Annotated in this window: 25 protein-coding genes; 13 read left to right on the plus strand and 12 right to left on the minus strand. The window is 54.7% G+C overall.

Annotation, left to right across the window (positions count from 1 at the left end; translation table 11 throughout):
• Window positions 1-25 precede the first annotated feature (25 nt).
• Window positions 26-673: a TetR family transcriptional regulator gene (locus FHW16_RS24890; protein ID WP_182551972.1), complete on the minus strand. Its 648-nt coding sequence runs from the start codon at window positions 671-673 to the stop codon at window positions 26-28.
• An 86-nt stretch (window positions 674-759) separates the two neighbouring features.
• Here FHW16_RS24890 and FHW16_RS24895 point away from each other — a divergent pair, with 86 nt between their 5' ends.
• Both FHW16_RS24895 and FHW16_RS24900 read left to right on the plus strand, forming a co-directional pair.
• Window positions 760-1416, plus strand: a complete 657-nt coding sequence (locus tag FHW16_RS24895) for a class I SAM-dependent methyltransferase (protein WP_182551973.1) — start codon at window positions 760-762, stop codon at window positions 1414-1416.
• 86 nt (window positions 1417-1502) lie between these two features.
• Window positions 1503-2369, plus strand: coding sequence for an SDR family oxidoreductase (locus FHW16_RS24900; protein ID WP_182551974.1), 867 nt, complete (start codon window positions 1503-1505; stop codon window positions 2367-2369).
• A 66-nt stretch (window positions 2370-2435) separates the two neighbouring features.
• Here the strand turns inward: FHW16_RS24900 and FHW16_RS24905 are convergent, their stop codons facing one another.
• The gene (locus tag FHW16_RS24905; protein ID WP_182551975.1) at window positions 2436-2618 is read right to left on the minus strand and encodes a hypothetical protein; all 183 of its coding nucleotides are present in this window, start codon (window positions 2616-2618) and stop codon (window positions 2436-2438) included.
• A gap of 399 nt (window positions 2619-3017) precedes the next feature.
• On the opposite strand from FHW16_RS24905, the gene FHW16_RS24910 reads away from it, so the two are divergent.
• Together FHW16_RS24910 and FHW16_RS24915 are read left to right on the plus strand one after the other, a co-directional pair.
• Window positions 3018-4007, plus strand: a complete 990-nt coding sequence (locus FHW16_RS24910) for an AraC family transcriptional regulator (protein ID WP_182551976.1) — start codon at window positions 3018-3020, stop codon at window positions 4005-4007.
• Window positions 4008-4066: 59 nt separating this feature from the next.
• Window positions 4067-5275, plus strand: a complete 1209-nt coding sequence (locus FHW16_RS24915) for an MFS transporter (RefSeq protein WP_182551977.1) — start codon at window positions 4067-4069, stop codon at window positions 5273-5275.
• Between the two features lie 97 nt (window positions 5276-5372).
• Here FHW16_RS24915 and FHW16_RS24920 read toward each other — a convergent pair whose 3' ends face one another.
• Window positions 5373-6365, minus strand: coding sequence for an alpha/beta fold hydrolase (locus FHW16_RS24920; protein WP_246711941.1), 993 nt, complete (start codon window positions 6363-6365; stop codon window positions 5373-5375).
• A gap of 225 nt (window positions 6366-6590) precedes the next feature.
• Window positions 6591-7970, minus strand: a complete 1380-nt coding sequence (locus FHW16_RS24925) for a peptidase S41 (protein ID WP_182551978.1) — start codon at window positions 7968-7970, stop codon at window positions 6591-6593.
• Between the two features lie 474 nt (window positions 7971-8444).
• On the opposite strand from FHW16_RS24925, the gene FHW16_RS24930 reads away from it, so the two are divergent.
• Window positions 8445-9362, plus strand: a complete 918-nt coding sequence (locus FHW16_RS24930) for a cation diffusion facilitator family transporter (protein WP_182551979.1) — start codon at window positions 8445-8447, stop codon at window positions 9360-9362.
• A gap of 50 nt (window positions 9363-9412) precedes the next feature.
• Here FHW16_RS24930 and FHW16_RS24935 read toward each other — a convergent pair whose 3' ends face one another.
• The 5 genes from FHW16_RS24935 to FHW16_RS24955 form a co-directional block, all read right to left on the minus strand.
• Complete coding sequence (locus tag FHW16_RS24935; protein WP_182551980.1) at window positions 9413-10231, minus strand: formylmethanofuran dehydrogenase subunit C; 819 nt, start codon at window positions 10229-10231, stop codon at window positions 9413-9415.
• Entirely contained in the window at window positions 10228-11136 is a 909-nt protein-coding gene (gene fhcD, locus FHW16_RS24940; RefSeq protein ID WP_182551981.1) for a formylmethanofuran--tetrahydromethanopterin N-formyltransferase, read from the minus strand. The genes FHW16_RS24935 and fhcD overlap by 4 nt, the downstream gene beginning before the upstream one ends.
• The gene (locus FHW16_RS24945) at window positions 11124-12758 is read right to left on the minus strand and encodes a formylmethanofuran dehydrogenase subunit A (RefSeq protein WP_182551982.1); all 1635 of its coding nucleotides are present in this window, start codon (window positions 12756-12758) and stop codon (window positions 11124-11126) included. The genes fhcD and FHW16_RS24945 overlap by 13 nt, the downstream gene beginning before the upstream one ends.
• Window positions 12752-13849 (minus strand): tungsten formylmethanofuran dehydrogenase, encoded by a 1098-nt coding sequence (locus FHW16_RS24950; RefSeq protein WP_182551983.1) that lies wholly within the window; start codon window positions 13847-13849, stop codon window positions 12752-12754. The genes FHW16_RS24945 and FHW16_RS24950 overlap by 7 nt, the downstream gene beginning before the upstream one ends.
• 82 nt (window positions 13850-13931) lie before the next feature.
• Complete coding sequence (locus FHW16_RS24955) at window positions 13932-14330, minus strand: 4a-hydroxytetrahydrobiopterin dehydratase (protein ID WP_182551984.1); 399 nt, start codon at window positions 14328-14330, stop codon at window positions 13932-13934.
• Window positions 14331-14431: 101 nt separating this feature from the next.
• Here FHW16_RS24955 and FHW16_RS24960 point away from each other — a divergent pair, with 101 nt between their 5' ends.
• The 7 genes from FHW16_RS24960 (at window position 14432) to fae (ending at window position 20838) form a co-directional block, all read left to right on the plus strand.
• Window positions 14432-15448 carry a beta-ribofuranosylaminobenzene 5'-phosphate synthase family protein gene (locus FHW16_RS24960; protein WP_182551985.1) on the plus strand — a complete coding sequence of 339 codons (1017 nt, stop codon included), beginning with the start codon at window positions 14432-14434 and terminating at the stop codon, window positions 15446-15448.
• Complete coding sequence (locus FHW16_RS24965; protein ID WP_348643931.1) at window positions 15445-16341, plus strand: NAD(P)-dependent methylenetetrahydromethanopterin dehydrogenase; 897 nt, start codon at window positions 15445-15447, stop codon at window positions 16339-16341. Before FHW16_RS24960 ends, FHW16_RS24965 begins: the two co-directional genes overlap by 4 nt.
• A gap of 109 nt (window positions 16342-16450) precedes the next feature.
• The gene (locus FHW16_RS24970; protein ID WP_246711942.1) at window positions 16451-17443 is read left to right on the plus strand and encodes an ATP-grasp domain-containing protein; all 993 of its coding nucleotides are present in this window, start codon (window positions 16451-16453) and stop codon (window positions 17441-17443) included.
• Window positions 17440-18393 carry a methenyltetrahydromethanopterin cyclohydrolase gene (gene mch / locus FHW16_RS24975; RefSeq protein WP_182551987.1) on the plus strand — a complete coding sequence of 318 codons (954 nt, stop codon included), beginning with the start codon at window positions 17440-17442 and terminating at the stop codon, window positions 18391-18393. Before FHW16_RS24970 ends, mch begins: the two co-directional genes overlap by 4 nt.
• An 8-nt stretch (window positions 18394-18401) precedes the next feature.
• The gene (locus FHW16_RS24980; protein WP_182551988.1) at window positions 18402-19316 is read left to right on the plus strand and encodes an ATP-grasp domain-containing protein; all 915 of its coding nucleotides are present in this window, start codon (window positions 18402-18404) and stop codon (window positions 19314-19316) included.
• Entirely contained in the window at window positions 19313-20176 is an 864-nt protein-coding gene (locus FHW16_RS24985; RefSeq protein ID WP_182551989.1) for a triphosphoribosyl-dephospho-CoA synthase, read from the plus strand. Before FHW16_RS24980 ends, FHW16_RS24985 begins: the two co-directional genes overlap by 4 nt.
• A 155-nt stretch (window positions 20177-20331) precedes the next feature.
• Window positions 20332-20838 carry a formaldehyde-activating enzyme gene (gene fae, locus FHW16_RS24990; RefSeq protein WP_182552070.1) on the plus strand — a complete coding sequence of 169 codons (507 nt, stop codon included), beginning with the start codon at window positions 20332-20334 and terminating at the stop codon, window positions 20836-20838.
• 132 nt (window positions 20839-20970) lie between these two features.
• On the opposite strand, the gene FHW16_RS24995 is transcribed toward fae, so the two are convergent.
• Complete coding sequence (locus FHW16_RS24995) at window positions 20971-21672, minus strand: HisA/HisF-related TIM barrel protein (protein WP_348643932.1); 702 nt, start codon at window positions 21670-21672, stop codon at window positions 20971-20973.
• A gap of 27 nt (window positions 21673-21699) precedes the next feature.
• On the opposite strand from FHW16_RS24995, the gene FHW16_RS25000 reads away from it, so the two are divergent.
• Window positions 21700-22764 (plus strand): hydantoinase/oxoprolinase family protein, encoded by a 1065-nt coding sequence (locus tag FHW16_RS25000; RefSeq protein WP_182551991.1) that lies wholly within the window; start codon window positions 21700-21702, stop codon window positions 22762-22764.
• Between the two features lies 1 nt (window position 22765).
• Here the strand turns inward: FHW16_RS25000 and FHW16_RS25005 are convergent, their stop codons facing one another.
• Both FHW16_RS25005 and FHW16_RS25010 read right to left on the minus strand, forming a co-directional pair.
• Window positions 22766-23371, minus strand: coding sequence for a DUF447 domain-containing protein (locus tag FHW16_RS25005; protein ID WP_182551992.1), 606 nt, complete (start codon window positions 23369-23371; stop codon window positions 22766-22768).
• Complete coding sequence (locus FHW16_RS25010; RefSeq protein ID WP_182551993.1) at window positions 23368-24768, minus strand: DUF6513 domain-containing protein; 1401 nt, start codon at window positions 24766-24768, stop codon at window positions 23368-23370. Before FHW16_RS25010 ends, FHW16_RS25005 begins: the two co-directional genes overlap by 4 nt.
• Between the last annotated feature and the right edge of the window lies 1 nt (window position 24769).

Here is a 24769-nt window from a genome sequence, read left to right on the forward strand (position 1 = left end):
GTTGCGACAATATCCCCGCAAAATTCTAGCCTGCCCTTCGGGTATTCTTACCCAACTGTTGCAGATAAGCGCAGAACATGTCTGCCATCGCGTCTGCATGGGCTTCAATCTCCTCTTCAGAGCGAGGTGCTTCAGAAAACTCCTTCCCCACGGTACTCATGGTCGTCATAACAAGGCCTCCGGCACGGCGCCTGACCGTGTCCGAAGTTTCTGGAAGAACCTCCAGCATAAACCGCTCGATGATCGGTTTGTCAGCCTGTCGTGCCTCATGGGCTTCCGGTGCATCCCGATAGAGCGGAGCAGCGTCGCTTAACGCCACGCGCACGGCGGCTTCCTCACATTCGGAGCGGATAAAGGCATGGACCAGGGATCGTAGCCGTTCGAATGGATGCTGCGACTGATCCGTTAAAATGTCGCCCAGCAAATTCGAGGTTTCCCGCCACTCATCGCTCTGAAGCCTGAACAAAATCGCTGCCTTGTTTGGGAAGTACTGATAGAGAGACCCGATGCTGACACCTGCTTTTTCGGCCACCCGAGCGGTGGTAAACCGCTGCGCTCCCTCCTGTGCCAAAACCTGAATAGCCGCCTGAAGAACGGCTGTAACCAGATCATTTGAGCGAGCTTGCTTCGGCTTCTTTCTTGAGGAAATCCCGGCATTTGCTCGATTGGCCATCCTGGTGATCCTTAATGCGATTATTAAAAGCGACGAATTAGTCGTATTTTTCTCTCGGCGCAATATTGCGCAGTGAAGGATTTAAAGTGAATACTCTGACGACGAAACCATTTGCACCCCTCCTTGACCGGTTGTTCGATGAAGCTGAGGCAGCCACGAGCCCGGTCATGGCAGAGCTCACCCGCGACGAACGGGAGCGTCTCATGCACAGCAAGACTGAGTATCTTGACTTCTACGGACGCCTCAAGGACCTCTGGCTCCCGGTATCTCGGCAGACTGGCGAGCTGCTCTACATGTTAGCGCGAAGCAGCAGGGCGAAAACCATCGTGGAGTTCGGAACCTCCTTTGGTATTTCGACCCTCTATCTTGCTGCTGCCCTCCGGGACAATGGCGGCGGACGTCTGATCACCAGTGAGTTCGAAACCTCGAAGGTTGCCCGCGCTCGCCAGAATCTCACGGATGGTGACCTCATCGGCCTCGTCGAAATCCGTGAAGGTGATGCGGTCAAGACGCTGAGCGCCGATCTTCCGGAGAGGATCGATCTGGTGCTCCTGGATGGTGCGAAGTCACTCTATACGGAGGTTCTGGCGCTGATTGAGAGCCGTCTCCAGCCCGGTGCGCTCGTGATCGCCGACAATGCGGACTATTGTCCAGAATATCTCCTACATGTTCGCTCGTCTGTCGGTGGCTATATGTCGACTTCTTTCCCCGACAATATCGAACTGTCGATGCGCACCGCCTGACGCCAAGTCAGACGTAAAACGCCTGCCAATCAACAACACCCAATGAATGGCCGTCAGTCTGACGTTGCCAATAATGGAGATTTGTAATGCGTGTATTCATAACAGGCGCAACAGGCTGGGTTGGATCTGCCGTCGCCGAGGACTTGATGCGTGCCGGTCATCAGGTTACCGGGCTTGCCCGATCGGCCGACAAAGCGGCTGCCCTGGCGGCCATCGGCTCGAAGGTTGTCGAAGGCTCGCTCGATGACCTCGAGATCCTACGCGATGCTGCTTCGGCAGCTGACGCGGTGATCCACACTGCCTTTGATCACGACTTCTCAAAATTCTTAGAGAACGCGGCGCAGGACGAGCGCGTGATCGAAGTATTGGGAAGCGCACTCGCTGGATCAAAGCGACCGCTGATCGTCACTTCGGGCCTATCGGGTCTGCCACGCGGCGCGACTGAGGTCGACCTGCCGCATCCAGCATCGCCAAGAAAATCGGAAGCAGCCGCGAGGATGCTTGCAGAACGAGGCATTCGTGCAGGAACTGTTCGACTTGCTCCCTCTGTACATGGCATCGGCGACCACGGGTTTATTCCGATCGTCATCCGCCTTGCACGCGAGAAGGGAGTGTCTGCCTATCCGGAAGATGGCCTGAACTGCTGGTCGGGTGTTCATCGTCTGGACGCAGGGCGTGTCTATCGCATGGCGCTTGAAAGCGGACTTACGGAGAATGTCTATCATGCCGTAGCCGACGAGGCTGTTCCATTCAAGAAGATCGCCGAGGTGATTGGACACCGGCTCGGTTTACCGGTTGAATCCCGGCCGCGCGAGCACTTCGGCTGGTTTGCCAACTGGGCTGCCGGCAATATGGCAGCATCCAGCGTCCGTACTCGCTCGTTACTTGGCTGGATACCGGCCGGTCCAAGCCTCATCGACGATCTCGATCAACCCCGATATTACGAACACTGAAAGCGGCCTTCGGGTTGCTTCAGACGAGGTTGCGCATTCTTCAGGTCAGCCAATCGCGAACCTTCATCACTGCGTCGGCGAAAGCCTGGGGCCGCTGCTGCGGCAAATGGCGAAACACAGGGCCAGCTTGCCGTAGAGAGAATTGGGATCGTGCGCGTCTGCGCTGAGACAGTGGCGGAAGCAATTAAAGCGGGCAAGCTTGTGCCAATCCTCGAAGAGTTCAACCCGGGCGACGGCGAGGAAGTTCATGCGGTGTTCGTCGGCGGAGTACACACTCCGGCAAGGGTCCGCTGCTTTGTCGATTACCTTGTAGACCGATTATACGGATCAGACCGGCCGCCGCGTAGATAGGCCGTGCAGCTTGTGGCAATTCACCTGCGCGTCGATCGGCTTCCACAGGGGTTGATTCAACCATCGACGCCCTAACTACATTCACAAGACAACTTATCGCGTGAAGCGGAGGTCGGGATCGGCACGCGCTAGCGGGTCAGCGCTGAATGGCAAAGCGGGTCAATTTCTTGTGGAAAACAGCAGCAGGTTCGCCGAACCGGCGTATTATGCCTTCGCGCTGAAGGTCGCTGGAAAGGCAGTTGTATAGAATAACGGCCTCCCCTTGCCTTCCGGACGCTCGGCATATATATTTACCCGATGCTTGACCATTCGTCCCGACCGTCTTCACCGCCGCATATCCCAATGGATGCGCTAAGCGAAGTCCTCCAAGACTTTCGCTTGAGCGGTGTCAACTATGGCCGTTGCGAGCTGCGACATCCATGGAGCATCGCCTTTCCGCAACAGCAGCTGCTTCGTTTTCACTTTGTCAGCCAAGGTCCATGCTGGATCCATACCGAAGCGCAAGGCTGGCAGGAATTGCGCGAAGGCGATCTTGTGCTGCTGCCGCAAGGTATCGCCCACCGGCTGGCCAGTGCGCCGGACGTTGTGGGCGACTCGCTCGAGGGTTGCCAGGTGACCAAGTTGGGAAGCAACGTCTGCGAAGTGGTGCGGGAAGGCACGGGTGAGGCCAGTACCCTTTTCTGCGGCTCCATGGCTTTGGGCGCCTGTGCGCTTAACCCCTTGATCACTTTGATGCCGCCAATCATCAAAGGCTGTGATGTGGCCGGCAATGACCCGATCGTTGGTCCTTTGCTAGCGGCTATGACGGTGGAGGCCGCACAACCGCAGATGGGCAGCGCCACCATCTTATCACGCATGGCGGACTTGCTGACAGCCCGGCTTATCCGCTGCTGGGTCAATTGCACCGGAGCCTCGACCACCGGTTGGCTCGCGGCCATCCGCGATCCTCATATCGGCCGCGTCCTGGCAGCCATGCACCGAGACCCCGGCCATAACTGGACCCTGGAAAGCCTCGCTGCTCTGGCAGGTCAATCGCGTTCGATTTTCGCCGAGCGCTTCAGTGCTGTTTTAGGCGAAGGCGCGGCACGCTATCTCGCTCGTCTTCGTATGCAGCTTGCCCGCGAGTTGTTGGGACAAAGCGGCATGTCCGTTGCCGAGGTCGCTACCCGTTTGGGCTACGAATCCGAGGCATCTTTCGCGCGCGCGTTCAAGCGGATCACCAGCGTCTCACCGGGTGTTGTGCGGCGCACAATTTCCGGACGAACAGACATGCAATTCGGATTTTAAGATACATATCATCCGTAAAGACTCGTTTATGAAGGTCTCCAAACCTTGGAGATACTTCAATGACGGATACAACATTACAACTTGAAGGCACGGCGATAGACGTTGATGCCCCTGCGCCAGTCGCATGGAGCGCGGCCACCTGGTTTGCGGTCCTTTCAATGGCGGCCACCAGCTTTGCTCTGGTGTCGGCCGAATTCCTGCCCGCAGGCCTGTTGACGCCAATGGCGCGCGATCTCGGCATCAGTGAAGGAACGGCTGGGCAGGTTGTCACGGCTACGGCTTCGGTTGGCGCTGTGACGGCCATGTTGAGCAATGTTCTCATCGGCCGGTTGAACCGCAAGACGGTGCTGGTTGGTCTCAGCGCATTGGCGATCGGTTCCAATGTTCTTGCGGCATTGGCGACCGATTTCTGGCTGTTATTGTTAGGTCGGGCCGGGCTAGGCATCGCCCTCAGCGCTTTCTGGGCGCTCTCAGTTGCGGTCGTAGCAAGGCTGGTGGGTGCCAATGCGACAGGTCGAGGCATGGCTATCGTCACCCTCGGCGTCTCGCTCGCCACCATAGCCGCACCGTCGATGGGTGCATTGATCAGCGACTGGTTGGGCTGGCGCACGGCCATGGCCATGACAGCGGGGCTGGCCGCGTTTGCCATGCTGCTGCAGTTTCTCAGCCTGCCGACCTTGCCTGCAACCGCAAGCAACAGTCTTGCCGATGTCCTTCGGCTGACGCGGCGGCGTGGCATTCAACTCGGCATGCTTGCCATCCTTTTGCTGATGACGGGACATTTTGCTGGCTCGGTCTATGTGCGCCCCTTCCTCGAACATGTCACGCTCCTCACAACCGGACCAATTGCATTGGCGCTGCTCGGGTTTGGTATCGCCGCTGTGATCGGTAATATTGCTGGTGGCCGCATGGCTGACACCAACATCCACATGGCCCTCGCGGTTACCGCCACGTTGATGGCGTTGGCGGCACTCGCTTTGGTGCTTTGGGGTGCACACATTGGCGTTGCCTTCGGCTTCGTTACTCTGTGGGGCCTCGCCTTTGGCATGGCGCCGGTGGTGCTGCCAACCAATATGTCCCGCGCGGCGCCCGATGCGCTGGAAGCAGCGGGCAGCCTGATGGTTACCTCTTTCCAGGTCGCTATCACTATCGGAGCGGTTGCTGGTGGTTATGTCGTGGACACCTACGGCGCAACGGGCCCCCTGACCCTCACCGTCATCCTTGCCGCATCGACAGCTGTTCTGGCACTGCTACAGCCCCGCAACTAAACCTTGCTCCTGCTGCGTGGCAGGTGGAGCAACCAGACGCAGTCACCAAGTTGCATGAGTTGAAGATGCGGCGAGACCTCGCCGCATCTTCAAGGCGTCAGGTAGCACATGCGTTTTCCGCAATGGCGTCAATGACGACGTTGTACAATTCTGGTGGAAGATCATGACCCATCCCCTCCATCATCATGAGTTCAGCTCCCTCTATGTTCGCTGCAATATCCCTGCCGGCTTCTGGCGGCACCAATTTATCGGCGGCTCCATGCACAACAAGTGTCGAAGCCGTGATGGTGTGCAGTCGATTTCGAATATCGCCGGCGGCGATGAGAGCAGCAATCTGTCTGCCGAATCCAGCAGCATTATAGGCCCGTTTGGTTTCCGCGAGAGCCTGCGCACGCTGAGCAACCTCATCGAACGGATAAGCCGGGCTGGCGATGACACGAGATGCGGCAACGACGTGGTCAAGGAAACCAGCTTCATCCTCCAACGGGTTGGGCGCGGGGCGGAGCAACGCGGCCATCGCCTCTGGAGCAGAAGGCGGTAATTCGGGGTTGCCTGTCCCCGACATGATCACAGTCAGTGAAGGCACGCGATGCGGATGACAACTTGCAACCAGTTGAGCAATCATTCCGCCCATCGATCTTCCGACAAGGTGCGCCTGTTCTATTTCAAGTGCATCAAGAAGCCCGGTAACGTCACTCGCCATATCATGGAGCGTATATGGAATCTTCGGGCACACACCATTGGCCACAGCCTTGGCTACAGAAGCCAGATCAGGCACCGGCGCATCATTGAAGTGGGTCGAAAGGCCAGCATCTCTGTTGTCGAAACGAATGACACGGTAACCCTTTGCAGCCAGCGCCTCGCAAAACGGCACAGCCCAGCGGATCATCTGAACACCTAGTCCAGAAATCAGCACTATGGATTTGGTCCTCTCCGATCCAAAGACATCATACTCAAGTGTAATTCCGTTTGCCAAAATTTGCGGCATAGGTGCAGCTTCCTTCGTTGAAAGCTCATTATATCCGGGTAATTTAATATATATCAATATTACCCGTATAATATTATTTGACCCGCCGGATGAACCGCTCAAATGGCAAGTCGGTGGCAGAACCGCTCATTCTCCGTCGCCATGTCCGATAGGTTCTGGCACAGCCAACCAAGGAGGATGTCATTGTCATCGTGAGAGATAGCGCCATTGCGCTAAAAGCGGACAGAAACTCCCTGCGTCTGGACGTAGAAAGTGTGCTGAATCGAATTGCGCAGTATCCACTTTGGCAAAGCCATCGGTGAGTGCACGCTCTTTATCAATCAACCGTCACCTCGACAGAGATAAAGCCTTCTCGAGAACCGGATCGCGTCCGGCAGCATAATCGTCGAATGTCACATCGATTTTCTCCTCCGGTGTCAGGGAGATATTTTTTGGCCCGAAGGCAACAACTGCCCAGAAGCACGTTGCAGGATCAGTGCAGCCATTTTCATAATCTTCAAACTGGTTGCTGTATTCGACACCTATTTTGGAATTGGGAAGTGGAATGGTCTCGCCTTCGGACCAGAACTGACCGCTATCGCCCATCGTCTCGCCCACGAGCGTTACGTTGCCCTGCGATGCGCCCTTCAGCATGGCTGCGGTTGAAATGCCCGCAGAAAAAGTCGCCCGGCTTACAAGAACCAGAACGCGCCCATTTGCAGAAACAAGTTTTGGAAGCGCTTGCGAAAAGAGGATTGTGTTGAAGAAGTCTCCACCACTGTTCAGGCGAAGGTCAATCACGATGAATTTCGGGATCGAGGGGAGGAGCGATTTACGGAAGATACCGGCAAATTTCTGGTCCAGCGGCGTATCATCAATACTCGAGACGGTGTCGAGCCGGATGTAAAATACCTGTTTTCCGTTCAGCCAGGACGTCGTCACATCCGTACGTTTTGTATAAAGCGGTGAGCGTTCCTTGATCGGGTCGAGCACGTGTTTCCACCGCCCTTCAAGGCTGCCGTCATCTGGCACCAGCACCGTGTAGCCCTTATTAATGTTCTTGCCCTTGTCGCCAGGATCGGGCGCTGAAGCAGGACTCAATTTGACGGCCCTGATGGTCCCGTCCGCGAGCCGCAATGTCAGGGAAATCTCTGGTCCGGATGCTGCGCCTATATGTTCAAGAACATCCGGGCTGGTCAAAAGATTGGCACTCAAAAAGCGGATGCGCTGGTCAGTACCGGAGATAAAGGGTGCAAGTTTGTGTAGTGCATCTCCGGATGTGAGCGATCCCAGCTTATCGATGCGTGCGCCAAGCAGATCGGCAAATTCCGGTTGGGCTTTTATGATATACAAGCCGTCTGCGAACCACCACGCCTTTATGGGCAGGCTATTCATCATATTTGCAGCTCTGGCTACCGTATGTCCATTCCGGGAAACTGCCACCGCCCGCATGACCTCCAATGCGAAGCCCTTTGAGGACAATTTGTCTGTAAGGGAGATCGCGCTGTCGACAATCTGATTGAACTCACGTTGCTCCTCGCCGGTGAAGCTCTTGTCCTGCGGGGCCCATTCTTTCTTCAGAAAAGTCAGATCCTCCCGCATCTGAGCGGGTGTCAAATCGGGAAGAATACTCGTTGGAGGGGTTTGTGCGACTGTCGGAGTGGATAGGATCAGGAAACCGGCCAATGCCAAGGCGCCAGATTTCCACTGCACCAGAGTCATGCTCATTTAAGTCTCTCCCGTTGCAATCTCAGCGCAGATCAAGCGCCAGCACGTTTTGGTGCCCGTTTTATATAGAATTGTGGCTCTGGTTCTCCACTTCTATTTGATCTTCGCGCGGGGAACTGTTCCTCAATACCGGCGTTTGGCGATGATTTCCGTAGTCGAAACAGCCTGCCTGCCTGCAACTTCGTGCCGTCTTTCCTGAACGATTCCCAGTAGCCTGCAAGCAGAAGAGATCATATTGGCGATGTCAATTGTAAAGATACTCTCTTACTGGAGACCTGAGCTGCATACATTCTGTTATTGAAGCAGCATGCAATGACATATGGTTGAAGGAGCAACGAATTGCTTTGCCGGAGGTTTGACCAGTTTCCAGATCTTCTTGACGTCGTGATACCTGATTACCGAAACTCTATCGACCGTTTTGTGATGGTGATACGATTCATCGGGACATTATTCCCACTCTGATGGAGATCACTGTTGAACAGCGAACAAGGCATTCTGCGCATATCCATAGCGGTCACAATCTTTATTGCAGGCTTTGGAGTGATCTTCGGCTTGCTTGCAGGGTCCTTCTCCATCGTATTTGACGGCGTGTACATGCTGGCCGATGCCGCTATGAGCGGCTTGGCGCTCGGTGTAGCGAAACTGATCGCATTATCCACTGTTCCCACCGGAAAACTCCGGGAACGTTTTACAATGGGCTTTTGGCATCTTGAACCCATGGTTCTTGGCCTCAACGGTATCATGCTGTCGGGGGTCGCGATTTATGCGTTGATCAATGCGATCGGCAGCCTGATGAACGGCGGTCGCCATCTCGAGTTCAGCTTTGCGATTTTCTATGCTGGAGTTGCTCTGATTGCCTGCACGGTCATGGCAGTCGTTGAAATGAGAATCAATAAACGCCTGCATTCCGACTTCGTCGCTTTGGACGCCAAGGCCTGGATCATGTCAGGGGGCATTACTGCTGCATTATTCGTGGCGTTTTCTATTGGATATGCAATAGAGGGAACGCAATTGAACTGGATCACGCCCTATATTGATCCGGCAGTTCTTGCGCTCGTCTGCGTCGTTATCATTCCACTTCCCATCGGCACGATCAGACAGGCCCTTGCTGATATCTTTCTGGTAACGCCCTCAGCGCTGAAATTGCATGTCGATACCGTCGCGCAGCATTTTGTCGAGCGTTATGACTTCATTTCCTACCGTGCCTATGTGGCAAAGGTCGGACGCGGAAAGCAGATTGAGTTGTACTTCATTGTCCCTATGGGCTGGCCACCAAGGCGTCTTGAGGAATGGGACGCTATTCGGGATGAGATTGGTGATGCCATCGGTGACGAAAGCGCAGACCGGTGGTTGACAATCGCATTCACCACGGACCTTGAATGGGCGGTCTGACGGGAGGTTGGAGGTCATGCCCTATCTTGCAAACGTACCTAAAGATTCGATCAACGGTCGCGTTTGCGAAAAAGAATTTCACCCTTCCCGGATACTGCATTGTCGCCACCATATTTTCCCGGCTTGGAACCAAGCAAAGCTCTGTCCATGATTTTCTCGTCTATGAGAAAGCGATCAAACAGAGTGGAGAAGGCAATCTCCGGCTCTCCACAGGGTAGAAAAGTCGGCGACAGATTTTCCGGCCGTCGATCAAACAGTAGCGAACCGCGTTTCATCAGATAGCCCGGTATCGCGCCTGTGCGGCCACAGACGACGATCGTTCCGGCAATCATGCGATAACCAGCATAATCGCCACAACCTTTCAGGATAGCAATGGTACCGCGACGCAAACGATCACCTGCGTAATCTCCGGCCTTCCCGCGAACAATGAGGATTCCGCCTTCCGTGCCGATTTGTTCACCGGCAAGCGGCCCGCCCAGATAGTCTCCGGCATTGCCTTTTATTTCCATCCGTCCATTGATTATGCATGAACCTGCATGGTCTCCGGCGCTTCCTTCGATACACAGAGAGCCCCCGGACATTCTTCTGCCCGCCTGGCATCCAACATCCCCTGTCACGCGCATAGACCCAGCGCTTAGTCCTGCTCCGATTTTGTCGAAGCGCGCACTACCACCCTCAAACACGATATTACTCACGTCTTTGCCCGTGATCTTGAACACATCCCCGACGGCAACTGGACTGCGGCGTGTGCCGATACGCAGTCTGGCAACCTGAATGTCAGATAATCCAGCCAGGGCGGCGGGCGTCAAGCCTGACAGATCCAAACGTTCTTTCGGTTGAGAAATCAGGGTGAAGGTCAGCGCTTTCATGAGAGCAAATCCTTCAGATGATAATGAAATTTGCCGAGCTTTCCGCCATAATTGCCCGCGCTTATTCGTAATGCACCCTTCTTCGGACCAAAATCAATAACAGCCTTCAACCCTGCTCTCATGGCAGCCGCAACGGCGTCACTGGTTTCGCCATCGATGACGATTTCGAGGACCGCGTTGATGTCAGGTGTCAAGGAGGTGTCAACGACACCGCGCAACGTGGGCGCAAATGCATCATTCGTCGAGGCCATCATCCCCTTATACTTTCCGCCAACTTTCGAACCTGAGCGGACGATGCCACCCGGAAATGGCATAATTGCCCCGGGTACTTTTTCGATGGCCGTGACAGCCCGCTCGGCTGCGTTCAAGGCTTTGGTGTTATCGGCGGCGAGAAACAGAAGATTACCGCCACCGACGGCAAGTTTGGTCAGTCCCGTTGTTGCCTCGCACAGGAATTCCCCATCCATGACAGGTACGCGCCAATAGTGCTTTCCACCAAATTTCTTTGATATCTGCCAGCCATCGCCGAAGTACCGCAGTGAATTGCCCAGATCGAGCGATGCTGTTCCATCAAGACCGGCAAAACAAGCACTTCCTGGAGACGTCAGCACGCATTGGCCGAGCCGGCTCTTCAATTGCTTTTGGAGTTCGTCCGTGCCCATGGCAAAAATCATAACGCGGCACCCGGGACGTCCATCCGGTGTTTTGGACGCTGGCAAATCAACATCGATGGCCGCTTCGCAGCCGCAGCCAATGACAGATGTCGCATAGCCGGTCATGGTGATGGCCGCCTGACGAGCCCATCTAAGCGTCGGCGCCGTGATGATGATCGCCGTTGCGCGCATACCGAAAGCTTCGGCAAAAGTGTCATCCACGAGGATACCGTTGCGGCTTAGCTGTTGCATGACACCTCCGCAAACGGATCGTCGCGCTGGATCGCGGAGTCGGGAAAGGTGAACCAGTCGAGCGACAAGCCGTAGCGCTCTTCGTGATAGGCCTTCATCCGCTTGACCATCGCCTTATCAGGCGGTGGATTGAGCCGGAGCGTTTTGCCCCATCGATAGTGCGTCACCTTGCCGTTCTTAACGACCAGCTCGCCATTCTTGAAAACCAGTGCCGCCTCGCGGAACATCTTCGCAATATCCTTGCCCTTGCGGTACACCGCAATATCCGCGATCGCCCCTGCCCCCAGATGACCACGATCCTTAAGTCCGAGCAGTCTTGCCGGTGCAGCGCGGGTCATAATCGCAATCTCTTCCAGATTGTATTCGCGACGAACGGAAGCGAGGGTCGTGAGTTCGAGCGCTGCCACATTAAGTTCGCTTGATCTCGCATCGCGAGCGGCGCTGCTCATCAGCAGCTCGAACAATTCAGGATAAGCTGTAAATGGCGCACCATTGGGATGATCTGTTGTAAAGAACACCCGCCACGGATCGGTGATGAGCAGGAAGAGCTCAAGTCCGACGGCCCATTGCAACGAGCCGTAATAGTCCTGTTTATAGCGGTAGGGTACGATTCCCCCGCCGCCATTACCATCGCCGTCAAAAATTACGGTCTTTTTCGGACTGGCGTTACGGATGGCAGAAAACTGCCGCATTACATCCGAGGAAATTGTTACGGTCTGGCCGAACATGATCTGACCAATATCGATTGTAACATCGGGATTGGCATTGACAGCTTCAGCCAATCGCGCTGCCTCGGATGAGAACTTGCGCTTGCCTTCAGTGCCATAACCATAGAACTGCAGATGGGCCAGATGCAGCGGCACACCTTCCGTCGCCGCAATAGTTGCAGCTGCCGTATCGGCGCTGCCGGCAATGCCGAGATTGTTGGCGTGAACATGCAGCGGATGCGGGACGCCAAGCCTGGTCACTGAGGCCTGAAGTGATTTGACGATCTTGCGCGAGCTGACGCCATATTCGGGAACCACATCATCCAGCGAAAAAGCACGGACATTCTCTTTGAAAGCAGCAGCGGCGCCTGCGTTAATGACTTTGACACCAAGTGCGCGCGTTGAACCTACAACCCAAGCTACGTAGTCATCGATCATTGCGGAAGATTTGTCGTCACGCAGCAAGGATAGCGTAAAATCATCATTACCGAGTATCGCCAATGTTGCCTTGTCGATGATCGGAATATCAGCCAGTTCCAGATGCGTGTGGAGAGAGGAATAAGGCGCCATCGCAGGTTCAACCACCGTCGTAAAACCCATTTGCGCATAGAGGCAGCCAGTTTGAAACGTAGACCATCCGGCATTTGACAACGGCGTATTGGCGGGTCTGGGCAGGTGTGCTGCATGGTGTTCCGGCAGGAGCAGGCGCGCGGTGTTCACATTGCCGCCACCGATATGAGAATGAATATCGATGGCGCCCGCCATGACGATACAGCCCGAAACGTCATGGATATGATCGGCCATTTCATTCTTGGGTGCATCAACCAGCACATCATCTCTGATCCAAACGTCACGTTGGCTTGTTTTGCCGTTGACGGGATCGACGACTTCACCACCTGACAATCGGATCAACATGCGAGAATCCTTTTCCCGGGCAAGGCTTCAGCCAGTTGGCTTATGACCTTTGAAGCACTGGGCAGATGCGAAGCTGCGGTAGCTTGCAACGTTCTGAACGTGCCGATCCTGCTCGAATAGGTAACGCCATCGTGGTCCATCCCGGCTTGGCCAACGGCAATGGTTACCGCAGCCCCCCCGGTTGGCACCTCGGTCCGGTTCAATGAAATCAGAGCAGCCTGCCCCCCCTTGGGGGGAATTTGACCGCCACGCGTGGACACCCAGACATGAAGATCAGCTTCTTTTTCATTGATCATACGCTGGACGTCCCATAGCACCGGGTCATAGCTTGGGAGGCTATTGGTAAAACCTGTTCGAGGTGGAAATCCGGTCATCCACAGTGAGGTAAGAGCAGAGCCCCATGCATCATCATCAGCAGGCAGAAACACACTGCTGGCACGCCCTCTTATGTTCAGATCGACAATCAATTCCTGCAACATGACAAGACCTGCGGTTGCAACTGAACTGCCGGAAAATACAAAGACCGGAAACTGTGCTGCGGCCAAAGCTTTCTTGAGCTGAGCAATATTGCTCAACGAGACGAGTGCCTGACGGCCCTGCAATTGGGCACGCAGAACCGCCAGCTCTGCATTCAGTGAAAGGCCCTCGCTGCGTAATGAAATGGCCTTCAATTGCCGCAGAAGTTTGCCGTTTGATGGGTCTGTTTCGGCACCTCCCACGTGAAACCAGCTGCGGCTGCGCTTGTCTCCAAGATCAGGTTTCGACGATGCCCATGCCTGTAAAAGGTCGTGGTGTAATGTTGGGATTTCGCCAACCAGAATGATCAAACTGGAGCGGCGACGGGCTTCGCCCGGCGTCGTGAACATGCCGCCGTGATTTGTGAACAATGCAACTTCATTTGCAAGCACCTGACCGCTAGCGTGATCGTATGCACCACCTAACATCGTTGCCAGCGCTATGGTACTGCGGGTACCATGCACATCCGCGTCAAAGGTGAAAACTGGACAGCGGCTTGATGCCAGAAGCTTCGCAGCATTCTGAATCGCATCCGTCAAAGATACCGGCTGGCTGCCAATCCATGCAACCGACATATTCCGCAACTTTCTGGTGCCAACTTGAGCTTAACTATTTTTTCCTGAATGTGAACCCTGCCGGGCCGTAAAATTTGCAGGTTCAATTCTCGTACTTGATATAGGCGAAGCGCTGGTCAGTTTGCGGCGTTCCTTCAAGCGATCCCGTCTCTTGGCCAGGCTGCCACTGAACAACACTTTCGATCTTTGCTGCAAGTTCGAAGTCCTTGTCCGTGATGCCCTTCGCCGCATGGTTCATCAGCAAAACTTCGACCCACGCATAGGAAGCTTTAAGATCAGGATGATGCCAGGCCGCCTCTGCAAGATGCCCAATTGTATTGATGACCATCAAAGTAGCTTTCCAGCTATGTGTCTTGTATTTCCGGCGGATCCAGCCGTTCTCGTAGCGCCAATGCGGCAGGTCTTTCTCGAGTTTTGCGACAATTTCAGCATCGGAGTAAACCTTTTCCGCGGCCTTCGTCTCCTTTGATTCCTCAGCCATTTTACCAATCCTCCACTTCTTTGCTCATGGCGCTTGCGCCTCGCTCGAAAGACGATATCATACTGCAGGGCCCGATTTTCGAGATTGTGTAAATTAAACAAATGTCGGAATCCGTCACGATTGAAGTCCCGGCCCGTATTCACCTCGGCTTCCTTGATATACCGCGCAACGTACCCGAGTCCGGCCAAGACCGGTTTGGTAGTATTGGTCTGCCCATTCAGGACATCGCAACCGTCCTGACGATTTCCCGCGCTGCCAAAGCCCAGGTCGAAGGAGATGAGCAAAAACTTGTTGCACAACATGTTACAACATTTTCCCGCTATCTCGGTATCACGGCACAACACAAGGTTGTTGTTCACCGAACCATTCCCCGACATATCGGGCTCGGCTCCGGTACACAGATCGCCCTCGCCGTTGCGGCAGCGTTGCGCTCGTTGCACGCCTTGCCGCTGGATATCGTCAATGATGCCTCCATGCTTGGACGCGGGACGCGCTCCGGCATAGGCATAGCTGCGTTCGAAGACGGTGGCGTCATCGTCGATGCGGGCAAAGGCCCCAACAGTGCAGCCCCCACAATTGTATCGCGGATTCCTTTTCCCGAGGAATGGCGCATCATCCTTGTCTTCGACACGTCCACACAAGGCATTCATGGTGACGCCGAGATCAAGGCTTTCAAAGCGCTGCCCCCGTTCCCGTTGACGACATCGGCAGCGATCAGCCGCCATGTCTTGATGGGTGTCATGCCAGGCCTTATCGAAAAGAACGTGGACCTGTTTGGCCGCGCCATCACCGCCATCCAGACCGAGATCGGTAATTATTTTGCGCCGGCGCAGGGTGGCATCTTCACCAGCAAACACGTCGAGGCCACCATCCGGCAACTTGCCCGGGCTGGCGCCGTCGGCATCGGCCAGAGTTCCTGGGGACCAACAGGATTTGCTTTCGCGCCGTCACAGACCGAAGCCGAGCGGATCGTCAACGTGATTGACAAAAATATTTATGGCAGTGCCATTCAAATCGTCGCGGGTAGGAATACCGGGGCAGACATCACACACACCGCTTTGAATCTTGCCAGAGCTTTTACCATGGGCGCCGTCATCAAAAAGGAGCGGATACCGTGAGCCGCAAAACAATCCTGCACATGCTAACACCCCTTAGGCAGATGAGCCCATTTGACGTCAATATGGCGCTCGATGCGGGTTATGACGCTGTTGTTCCCTACACCGATGTCACTCTTCCTGATATTGTAAACCTTATTCAAGATGCCATATTTTCACGGCCACCGGATGCCGGCGTGGCGACAGGCATTTTCCTTGCAGGAAAGGATGCCCCAATCGCTCTCGATATGCTTGATGCGGCGAAGAGTGCGATGGTTCCGCCCTTCAAAATATCGGTATTTGCCGACCCTGCCGGCTCTTTCACAACTGCTGCTGCTATGGTTGCCAGAGTCGAAAAGGCATTGGCCAAACATCATGGCCGGAAGCTGGAAGGCACCAGTGTAGCGATCTTCGGCGCAACGGGTGTCGTCGGCTATTGCACGGCGGTTATCACTGCTCAACAGGGGGCGGACGTTACGATTATCGGTCACGACGGTATTGAACGGGTGACAAGTGTTGCCGCATCGATCAAGCAAAGATTCAATTTGACGGTCGAGCCAGCCGACGGTTCAACCGAGGCAAAAAAGATGACCATCCTTCAAAACGTCGAGGTGGTGCTGGCGGCTGCAAAAGCGGGCGTGCAGGTGATATCGACGGCGCAACTTGGCAAGGCAAGTCAGCTTCTGGTCGCTGCCGATGTCAACGCGGTTCCGCCAGCAGGCATCGAAGGATTGAAAGTCAATGCCAATGGCGAGCCGCTCGATGCGACAAAGGCTGTCGGCATTGGCCCCCTTTCCATCGGCAATGTCAAATACAAGACTCAAGCCGGATTGTTTGAACAGATGATCAAGGCGAAGAAGCCGGTGATCTTTGATTTTCGGGACGCATTTGCCCTTGCTCGCGAACTCGCCAAATAATGCGGTTTTAATTGCCGCTGTCTCGGGACGCTCGCTTGCCGCCGCAGCGCGCCGGGCGGGGTTGCGGCCCTTGGTTGCGGATCTGTTCAATGATGCAGATACGCTGGCATTGGCAGAGCGCGCCATCAAACTTTCAGGGAGCCTGCAAGACGGCATCGATGGAAGACATCTCGTGGAAGCGCTGAAAAAACTAGCCGGTGAGGATAACCCGGTTGCTGTTGTTTACGGCTCCGGTTTCGAGCGCAACCCCGAAATGATAGAAGCAATTTCGCAAAGCTTTCCAGTTGCTGGAAACAGCACCAAGACGGTTCGTCTCATCAAAGATCCCGCCGGTCTGGCAGAGCTATGCGACGAGTCCGGCATACCGCATCCAGATATACGTTTTGACATCCCGGATTACCCCCAGGATTGGCTGAGCAAATTGGCAGGAGGCGCAGGCGGTTCACACGTGAAGCCCGTGAACGACGGAATTGCGGACCAGCAGCGCTATTTTCAGCGCTTCATCACAGGCAGAAATCTATCAGCGCTCTTTCTTGCTAACCGGGAAAAGGCACACATAGTCGGATTCAGCCAACAGTGGTCGTCACCGTCGAAGACCAGCCCTTTCCGCTATGGCGGCGCGGTGCGGCTGCGCCGATACGACAAGAAAAATGCCCGGCAAATAGAGGATTGGCTTACGGCATTGACTTACCGTACCGATCTGGCCGGATTATGCAGTGCCGATTTTATCGTTGGCGATGCCGGTCTGCATCTGATTGAAATCAATCCGCGGCCCGGTGCGACACTTGATATTTTCGATACCGAGGACACACCTCTTCTCCGCCAACATTTACGGGCGGTTGCGGGATTCGATTTCACGACACCCAGCTATAAAAACTCAGCCGCATCCGCAATCGCCTATACCGCCGAAGCCATCTCTGCTTTTCCCGAAGTTGTCTGGCCGGCGCTGACCGCGGATCACCAGATGGCAGGCACCACGCTTCAAGCGGGTGACCCTGTCTGTACTGTTTTCGCCACGGCTCTCTCCGCTTCAGCAGCGATGAAAGCCGTGAAGAGCCGCGTCAAAATGCTCGCGGTTAACTGGAGGGAGGAGTTTTCATGAGGGACGGCCACGCTTATCTCAACCGAAATGCTCAACACCTTGCCAACAGGATGATTGAGGATTCAGATCGGCTTGGTATCAACTATAGCCGCGGCAGCACCGGCGAACATATGATCGACGCGGGTGCCAGTTGTCAGGGGAGTGTCGATGCCGGGCTTCGTATTGTCGAGATTTGCATGGGCGGGCTTGGCACGGTTTCAGCTACGCTTGGCGCAGGCAAATGGCCCTACGTCGTGAATGTGCGTTCCTCGCAGCCGGTCCTGGCCTGTCTTGCCAGCCAATATGCTGGCTGGAATCTCTCACACGAGAAATACTTCGCCATGGGATCGGGGCCAGCACGCTCACTGGCACGGGTCGAGCCGCTGTTTGACCAGATACTCTATCGCGAACCCGATGCGGAATCTGCAGTCGTCGTTCTTGAAACCGCGACACCGCCTCCCGCGGCTATTGTTGAAAAAGTATCCAAGGCAACGGGATTTACACCCGAGAAACTGACTTTTATCTTTGCACCGACACAAAGTCTGACGGGGGCAGTGCAGATAGTCGGGCGCGTTCTGGAGGTGGCAATGCACAAGGCGCACGATCTGAAATTTCCCTTGGGCGACATCGTGGACGGAGCGGGGCGTGCGCCAATCCCGGCGCCACACCCGGATTTTCTCAAAGCCATGGGCAGAACCAACGATGCGATCATCTATGGAGGTACCGTTCAACTTTTCGTACGTGGCAGTTCGGCCGCCGCTCGCAGGCTGGCAGAACAGCTTCCCAGCCATACATCACGCGATCATGGCCAGCCTTTCGCCGACATATTCAAGAAATTCAAAGGGGATTTCTATGCGATCGATCCGCATCTGTTCAGCCCGGCAGAGGTGATTGTTACGGCAATCGAAACCGGTGATACTTTCCGCAATGGTGCGATCCATGACGCAATGCTCGAACAATCCCTGGGCTGAACGATAAAATGGCAGAAACAATACTAATCCTTTCCGACCGGCCCGATCGCCAAGTGAAACAGTTGCGTACTGCGCTGCGATCACATGGTTTCAATGTTCAGGCTTTGCCATTGGCAGATATTGGTTTCGACACACGTTATATGTCTGGCATCGCCATCCCGCGCATGAATGGCGTCCTGCCCGCTGCCGTTATCGTGCGGTCGATTTCTTCGGGGACATTCGAGGCGATTACGCGTCGTCTTGGAATTCTGCACGCCTTTGCCCATCTTGGCATCCCCGTATGGAATTCCGCCAAGGCCATTGAGCGCTGCGTCGATAAATCCACAACGACGTTCTTCCTTGCGCAGGCAGGGTTGCCGACACCGGAAACTTTTGCCGTTGAAAGTTTTGCAAATGCCAAAGTCGTCGCGGAACGGGAACTCATGCACGGGCCACTGGTGCTCAAACCGCTTTTCGGGTCGCAAGGCCGAGGTATCAGGCTGATCCGCAGCATCGACGATTTGCCCGAGCCGGAAGAAATGGATGACGTTTATTATCTGCAGCGTTTTGTAGCGCGGCCAGGACCGCCATATTGCGATTACCGGGTGTTCACCTGCGCGGGCGAGGTTCTGGGCATGATGGCGCGTCGCGCCGAGGGGTGGATCACCAATATTGCCAAGGGCGCAAAAGCGGAGCCCGTTATTGGCCCTTTGCGAAACAAACTGGAAGAGCTTGGACTCGCAGCTTCTGCGGCTATCGGCACTGATTTTGCCGGAATCGATATCATCCCTGCAGCCGACGGAAAACTCCTTGTTCTCGAGGTCAACAGCATGCCTGCCTGGTCGGGATTGCAATCGGTTGTTCCGGTCCGGATTGCTGACTGCATTGCCGGTGCTCTCGTCGCGCGAATTGAAATCGAACTGGACGAAAGACCTGCAGCGTGACTTTGACGCGCGAACAGATCCGCCGCGCCTATATCGATGCCTGTTATCAGGAGATCGAGGCGCTGAAACCAGGCAATGTACATATATTTGCAGACGGGCATCGCATGAATGCGCAGCAGTTTTTCGACAGCGCACAGGTTTCATCCGGCCCAGTGAGTGATCCTGCCCTTTCCGTCGGTCAACGCATTCTTGCTGCTGTTGCCGCAACCCGATCAAGAGTTAAGACCAATACCAATCTCGGTATACTTCTTCTCTGTGTTCCGCTTGCCCAGGCAGCAGCCGAGGGTACTTCCGACATGCAATCCGATCTCGCCAAAACACTTGAGATGCTCGATATGGGCGATACGCGGGATGTATTTACGGCAATCACATTGGCACAGCCGGGTGGCCTTGGAACGACATCGGAACATGATGTGGCCAATGAACCGGAGGTGTCGCTTCTGGAGGCTATGCGTGCGGCATCAGACCGCGACATGATCGCCCGGCAATATGTGACGAATTTTTCCGATATTTTCGCAGGCGGGCTATCAATCTATGGTTCAGCAATTAAACGCAACGAACATGCGATGTGGCCAAGCGTATTCGTCTATCTGTATTTCCTTTCAAATTTTCCGGATAGTCACATCGTACGCAAGCATGGCGCTGTTACTGCCGAAGAAACCCGGCAGGCCGCAGAGAAAATCCTGGCCCGGATTATCGGGATACAAGACGGTAGGGAACGTGAAAAACTCCTCCTTGCTTTCGATGCTCAACTTAAAGCCAAAGGTATCAATCCCGGCACGTCTGCTGATCTTACAGTTGCAAGCCTTTTTGCATCCAAACTCATCTGGCTCTTGCATAATGGCGAGGTAAATGCTTGAATTTCTCCAGCGGATTTCGTCCGCTGCTATCTGGCCAACCGACCCCGGACTGAGGGTGCTGTGAACAAGGATAGCTGTCCATCGAGAGTCGTGTCTCGAGAGGTACGGCGTCTTTGGACAAACCACTTGGAAACAGTTTAGGGAGGAATTTGGCCGTGGTTAAAATCAATAAGGTAATGGTTGGCGAGTCGCTGGTTGGCGATGGTAACGAAGTTGCGCATATCGATCTGTTGATCGGACCGCGCGGCAGTGCAGTTGAAACAGCATTCTGCAATGCTTTGACGAATAACAAGGATGGATTCACTTCCCTTCTTGCGGTTATCGCACCGAATTTGGCCTGTAAACCAAACACCATTCTGTTCAACAAGGTCACCATCAAGGGAGCGAAACAGGCTGTCCAGATGTTTGGCCCGGCACAGCATGCGGTGGCAAAGGCAGTTCAAGACAGTGTTGCAGATGGCACTATTCCGGCGGATGAGGCTGATGATTTGTTTATTTGTGTCGGTGTTTTCATCCATTGGGAGGCCGAGGACGATGCGAAGATTCAGGACTTTAATTATCGTGCAACCAAGGAAGCTCTCGAGCGCGCAGTAACGGGCAAGCCGACTGCTGCCGAAGCAACCGCTCAGCGCGATTCTGTAAAACATCCGTTCAGCGCTTAGACACGAGACAACCCCGCACAGAGTACACCCTCTGTTGCACCGGATGGCCTGTTGCGCCGGTTGGCAAAAAGTTTGGGCTTCTAGACTTGAGCAAGGGGCGAGCAATCGATCCCTTGCTCTGCTATTTCCGGTTTACTTGTTTTTCATCAGCGACGAGATCGTCTCTGGTGTCAGAGTTCCATTGTGCAGAGAGGTCGCGACAAGTGCCGCCGGAATACCCATTTCTTCCAACTGTTGAAGATCATGGGTATGGCGAATGCCTCCGGCAGCAATAACAGTGCGATTACCGGCTCGACGCTTGATCTCAGTCAGCCGTTCAAAATCGGGACCAGAATTGGCACCGACACGGCCAAGCGTCATAACTATAATCCGGGACGGCCAATTGTCAGCCTTATCGAGAATGGAAGGAGGGCCCATAAACTCATCCCCACGAAAATCCAGTGACAAAATAAGTCGCGGACTTTCCCTCAGTTTCTCGAGTACGCAAGCATCGGATTGAGACTCTGAACCCAACACGGGCGATACGCTATCCATGGTCAATATTTGTTCTAGTTGGCTAAAGTCCGAGAAACCAGCGTCCAGCCAGACATCTGCTGTGGCGAATAACGGCTTCAACCGCTTCAGCGTGTCGTCAGCAAGGCCGCACTGTATCGCGTCGAGTTCAGCGACATAAAAAACTGGGAAGGGATAGAGTTTGCGCAGACCTTCCGCCACGTCGAGCACGTTGGCAGTCAGGCTGAGTGGCGTTTCAATAGGCCGATAAGCGTCGCGATTGCCCATGTAAGCGCGAACGACAAGACCATCTTTTATGTCGAGTACCGGAATGATATGCACTGGTAGAATCCAAGGAATGATGCACTCATGAAATCCCGATTTGCCAACGAAGGAAAGCCCCTGATTACAGGTTGGGATATAGGCGGGGCTCATCTCAAGATGGCGCAGTGCCGAGATGGCGAAATCGTCTCGGCTAAAATCTTCAAAACTCCGCTTTGGCTGGGGCTTGATCAGGTACGCGATGCTCTCAGTAACATCGGGCCGTTGCAGGCAGAAGGCAATCTCAACGTCTTCACCATGACTGGAGAACTTTCGGATACATTCACGTCACGCGACGCTGGAATTGCCGGGCTGCTCAATTTCATCGGAGAACAATTCGGCGATGAGAACACGCTCGTCTATGCGGGCCGCGCAGGTTTTTGCGATATTGATGCGGCGCACAATCTGGGTGGGGACATCGCTTCCGCAAACTGGCACGCCACAGCTTCGTTGGGTGCAAAGCTGGCGGATGCAGGTCTGTTTATCGATATGGGATCGACGACAACAGATATACTTGCTTTCAAGAACGGTGAATTGGTTCATGACGGCTATTCCGATGCGGAACGGCTATTGACGGGTGAACTGGTTTATACCGGGTTTACCCGCTCGGCGCTGATTGGTGTCGCGGCCCTTGTTCCCGTACGGGGACAGATGACACCGCTTATGAACGAGTATTTCGCCAATACCGCAGATCTTGGTCGCATTCTCGGCACGCTGGATGAAGTTGACGACAAATATCCGTCAGCCGACCGTCAACCGAAAACCGTCGCAGGATCCATTCAAAGATTGGCGAGGATGGTGGGGCGTGATGGTGGTGACCTTGAAGAGACGGAATGGACTGATATTGCACGATGGTTCAGTGAACACCAATTGCGCATGATCCACGACGGAGCATTCCGGGTAGCACGCAAGCTGATGCCCGATTATACCGCCCCCATTGTTGGTGCGGGCATTGGCAGACCACAGATCAAGCAACTGGCCAAACGCATGGACCGGCCCTACATTGATTTTGGCACGTTGATACCTGCAACAGCAGATGCTCAAGATGATGCCAGCAAAGCTGCGCCTGCTGCAGCTGTTGCACTACTCGCTTCAATGTTCTTACGAGAATAATTCAGGCGGTATCGGGGTGATGATTTGCAGCCTTGCCTTTGGAATCGCCCATTTCCTGATAGTCCCTCACCCGCTGCATCAGCCATGACCAGGCCTGCAACTCATCCGGCCCTGCAGTCTTCTCTATTGCGATCATAAGATAGGCAATTTCCGCCTCGACCTTTTCTCGCGGCAACATGTGCAGGCGGCTGACAAGAATAGCCAGTTCAAGCACCGCAGCCTTGGCTCGATTGAGACCTGTAAAAGGCGCATGTGTTGCTTCCGAAACCACTTTGCAGAAGTGGCGAGGACGCAACCCGTCATCCTCGACAGATACTACTTCAAGCACCGAATGACTTAACGCCGATTGCAAACGCGGCACTGGATAGCCCTTGACAGCGACAGTTGACCATTCCTTGCGTCCGGTGAGACAGCCGGCAAAGACCAGCATATCATCCGTATAATTGGCGATAGCGAAGGGGACAACTGCAAGATTTTCCAGTGTCTTCGAAGGGCGGAATGGAGCAATAACCCACCCGTCATCCTGCTGGATAATCCCAAGCGGGGCGATATGGGCAATACCGGCCGCATCAACCGTGGTGACAATGGTTTCCCTGATATAGGTCAAGTCGCCCTATCCTTCTTCGCCCGCAACGTATGGCCCGCTTCTTTTAATCTCAGACGATCCGCTTGTCCGTCCGGGGAGGCGGCGCCCCAGGCAAGCGGTTCATCCTGTGTGTAACGTTTGCCGAGCTTCCAGGCTATTTCGGCCTTGGTCAGCTCTGCGCCAAGATAAAAAGCATGGGCGCCATCAGACTCAACGTCGAGCTTCGGAAAAAACTCAAATGCATCCTGTGCAATCGTATGGCCTTTAGCATTGAAAATATGGATGCCATCAGGCGCAGTCATAATGCGGAAATTGGCATCGCGCACATCCTTGGCAAGCACGGCAATATCCTCAACACTGTTCGGATATGGCTTACGATCATGAGCCTGCAACAGGCCGGCATCATAACCGCGTGGCAGAGCATGATCCTGTTTGGCCGCAAACATGATGCGGCGGGCGCGATCATGCTCCTCGACAGTGCGAACGGTGTGGGGGCTGACATGAACGACGAGGACATTGTCGATCGAAAGCTCCGAGCAGATGCCCGAAAGAAGCGCAGTAACACCCGAAGAATCCGCATCCGTGAGCTCCGTCAGGTTACCAGTTCCCATCATCATGGATATATCCGGCCAGCGGCGGCGTGCTTCCAGAAACCGTCCGAGCGAGGCGGCAAAACCGAAATGAATTGGGTCAAGCACTGGATCGGCAATGAAGGAGATATTTGCTGTCTGGGCGGCCTCAATCGCGCGTCCAAGTGAATCGAGATCTCCTGCGATCGAAGGAATAAGGATAGGCGTTGTGTTATATTTCACCGCCAGATCTACGGTTTCCTCAGTCAGACTAAGCAGATAATCCGCACCGGCGGCAGCGCCGGTTTCGAGTTCTTCGATGTTGGCCGAATCCACGCTAACAGAGAGACCTTGGGCCTTGAGATGGCGAATGGCATCAGCAAGATGCGGAAACGGCGTATCCGGCAGGCAGCCAAGATCAATGACATCGGCGCCAGCAGCAGCAAGCTTCAACGCGCGCTGTACCAATGTTTCCAGGGACAACGCTGATGCGTCAACGATTTCTGCAAAGATGCGCATATTGTGCCGGGAGAGATCAATCGGCTTGCCCACCCGCCCGAGAAACACAGGCAGATCAGCAACCTCGTCGGGGCCCCTCAGGAAGGGAATACCGAAGCGTGCGCTCAAACGGTCAAGATCACCGCGATAGCGGCCAGGCAAAATGATGCGATCTGCCACAACAGGAGGCTTCAATCGTCGCGCTATAATTTCCTCGCTCATAAGTGCAGCGACCTTCACACCAATATCGACGACCTCATACGTAAAGGTCGTGTCTTTGAGATCGGAAAGTATCCGCTCCAGCCGTGAGCGGGCCAAATGCCCGGTCAGAAACAGGAGGCGCTCAGCCATA

This window comes from Phyllobacterium myrsinacearum (genome assembly GCF_014138285.1).
Taxonomy (GTDB): Bacteria; Pseudomonadota; Alphaproteobacteria; order Rhizobiales; family Rhizobiaceae; genus Phyllobacterium; species Phyllobacterium myrsinacearum_A.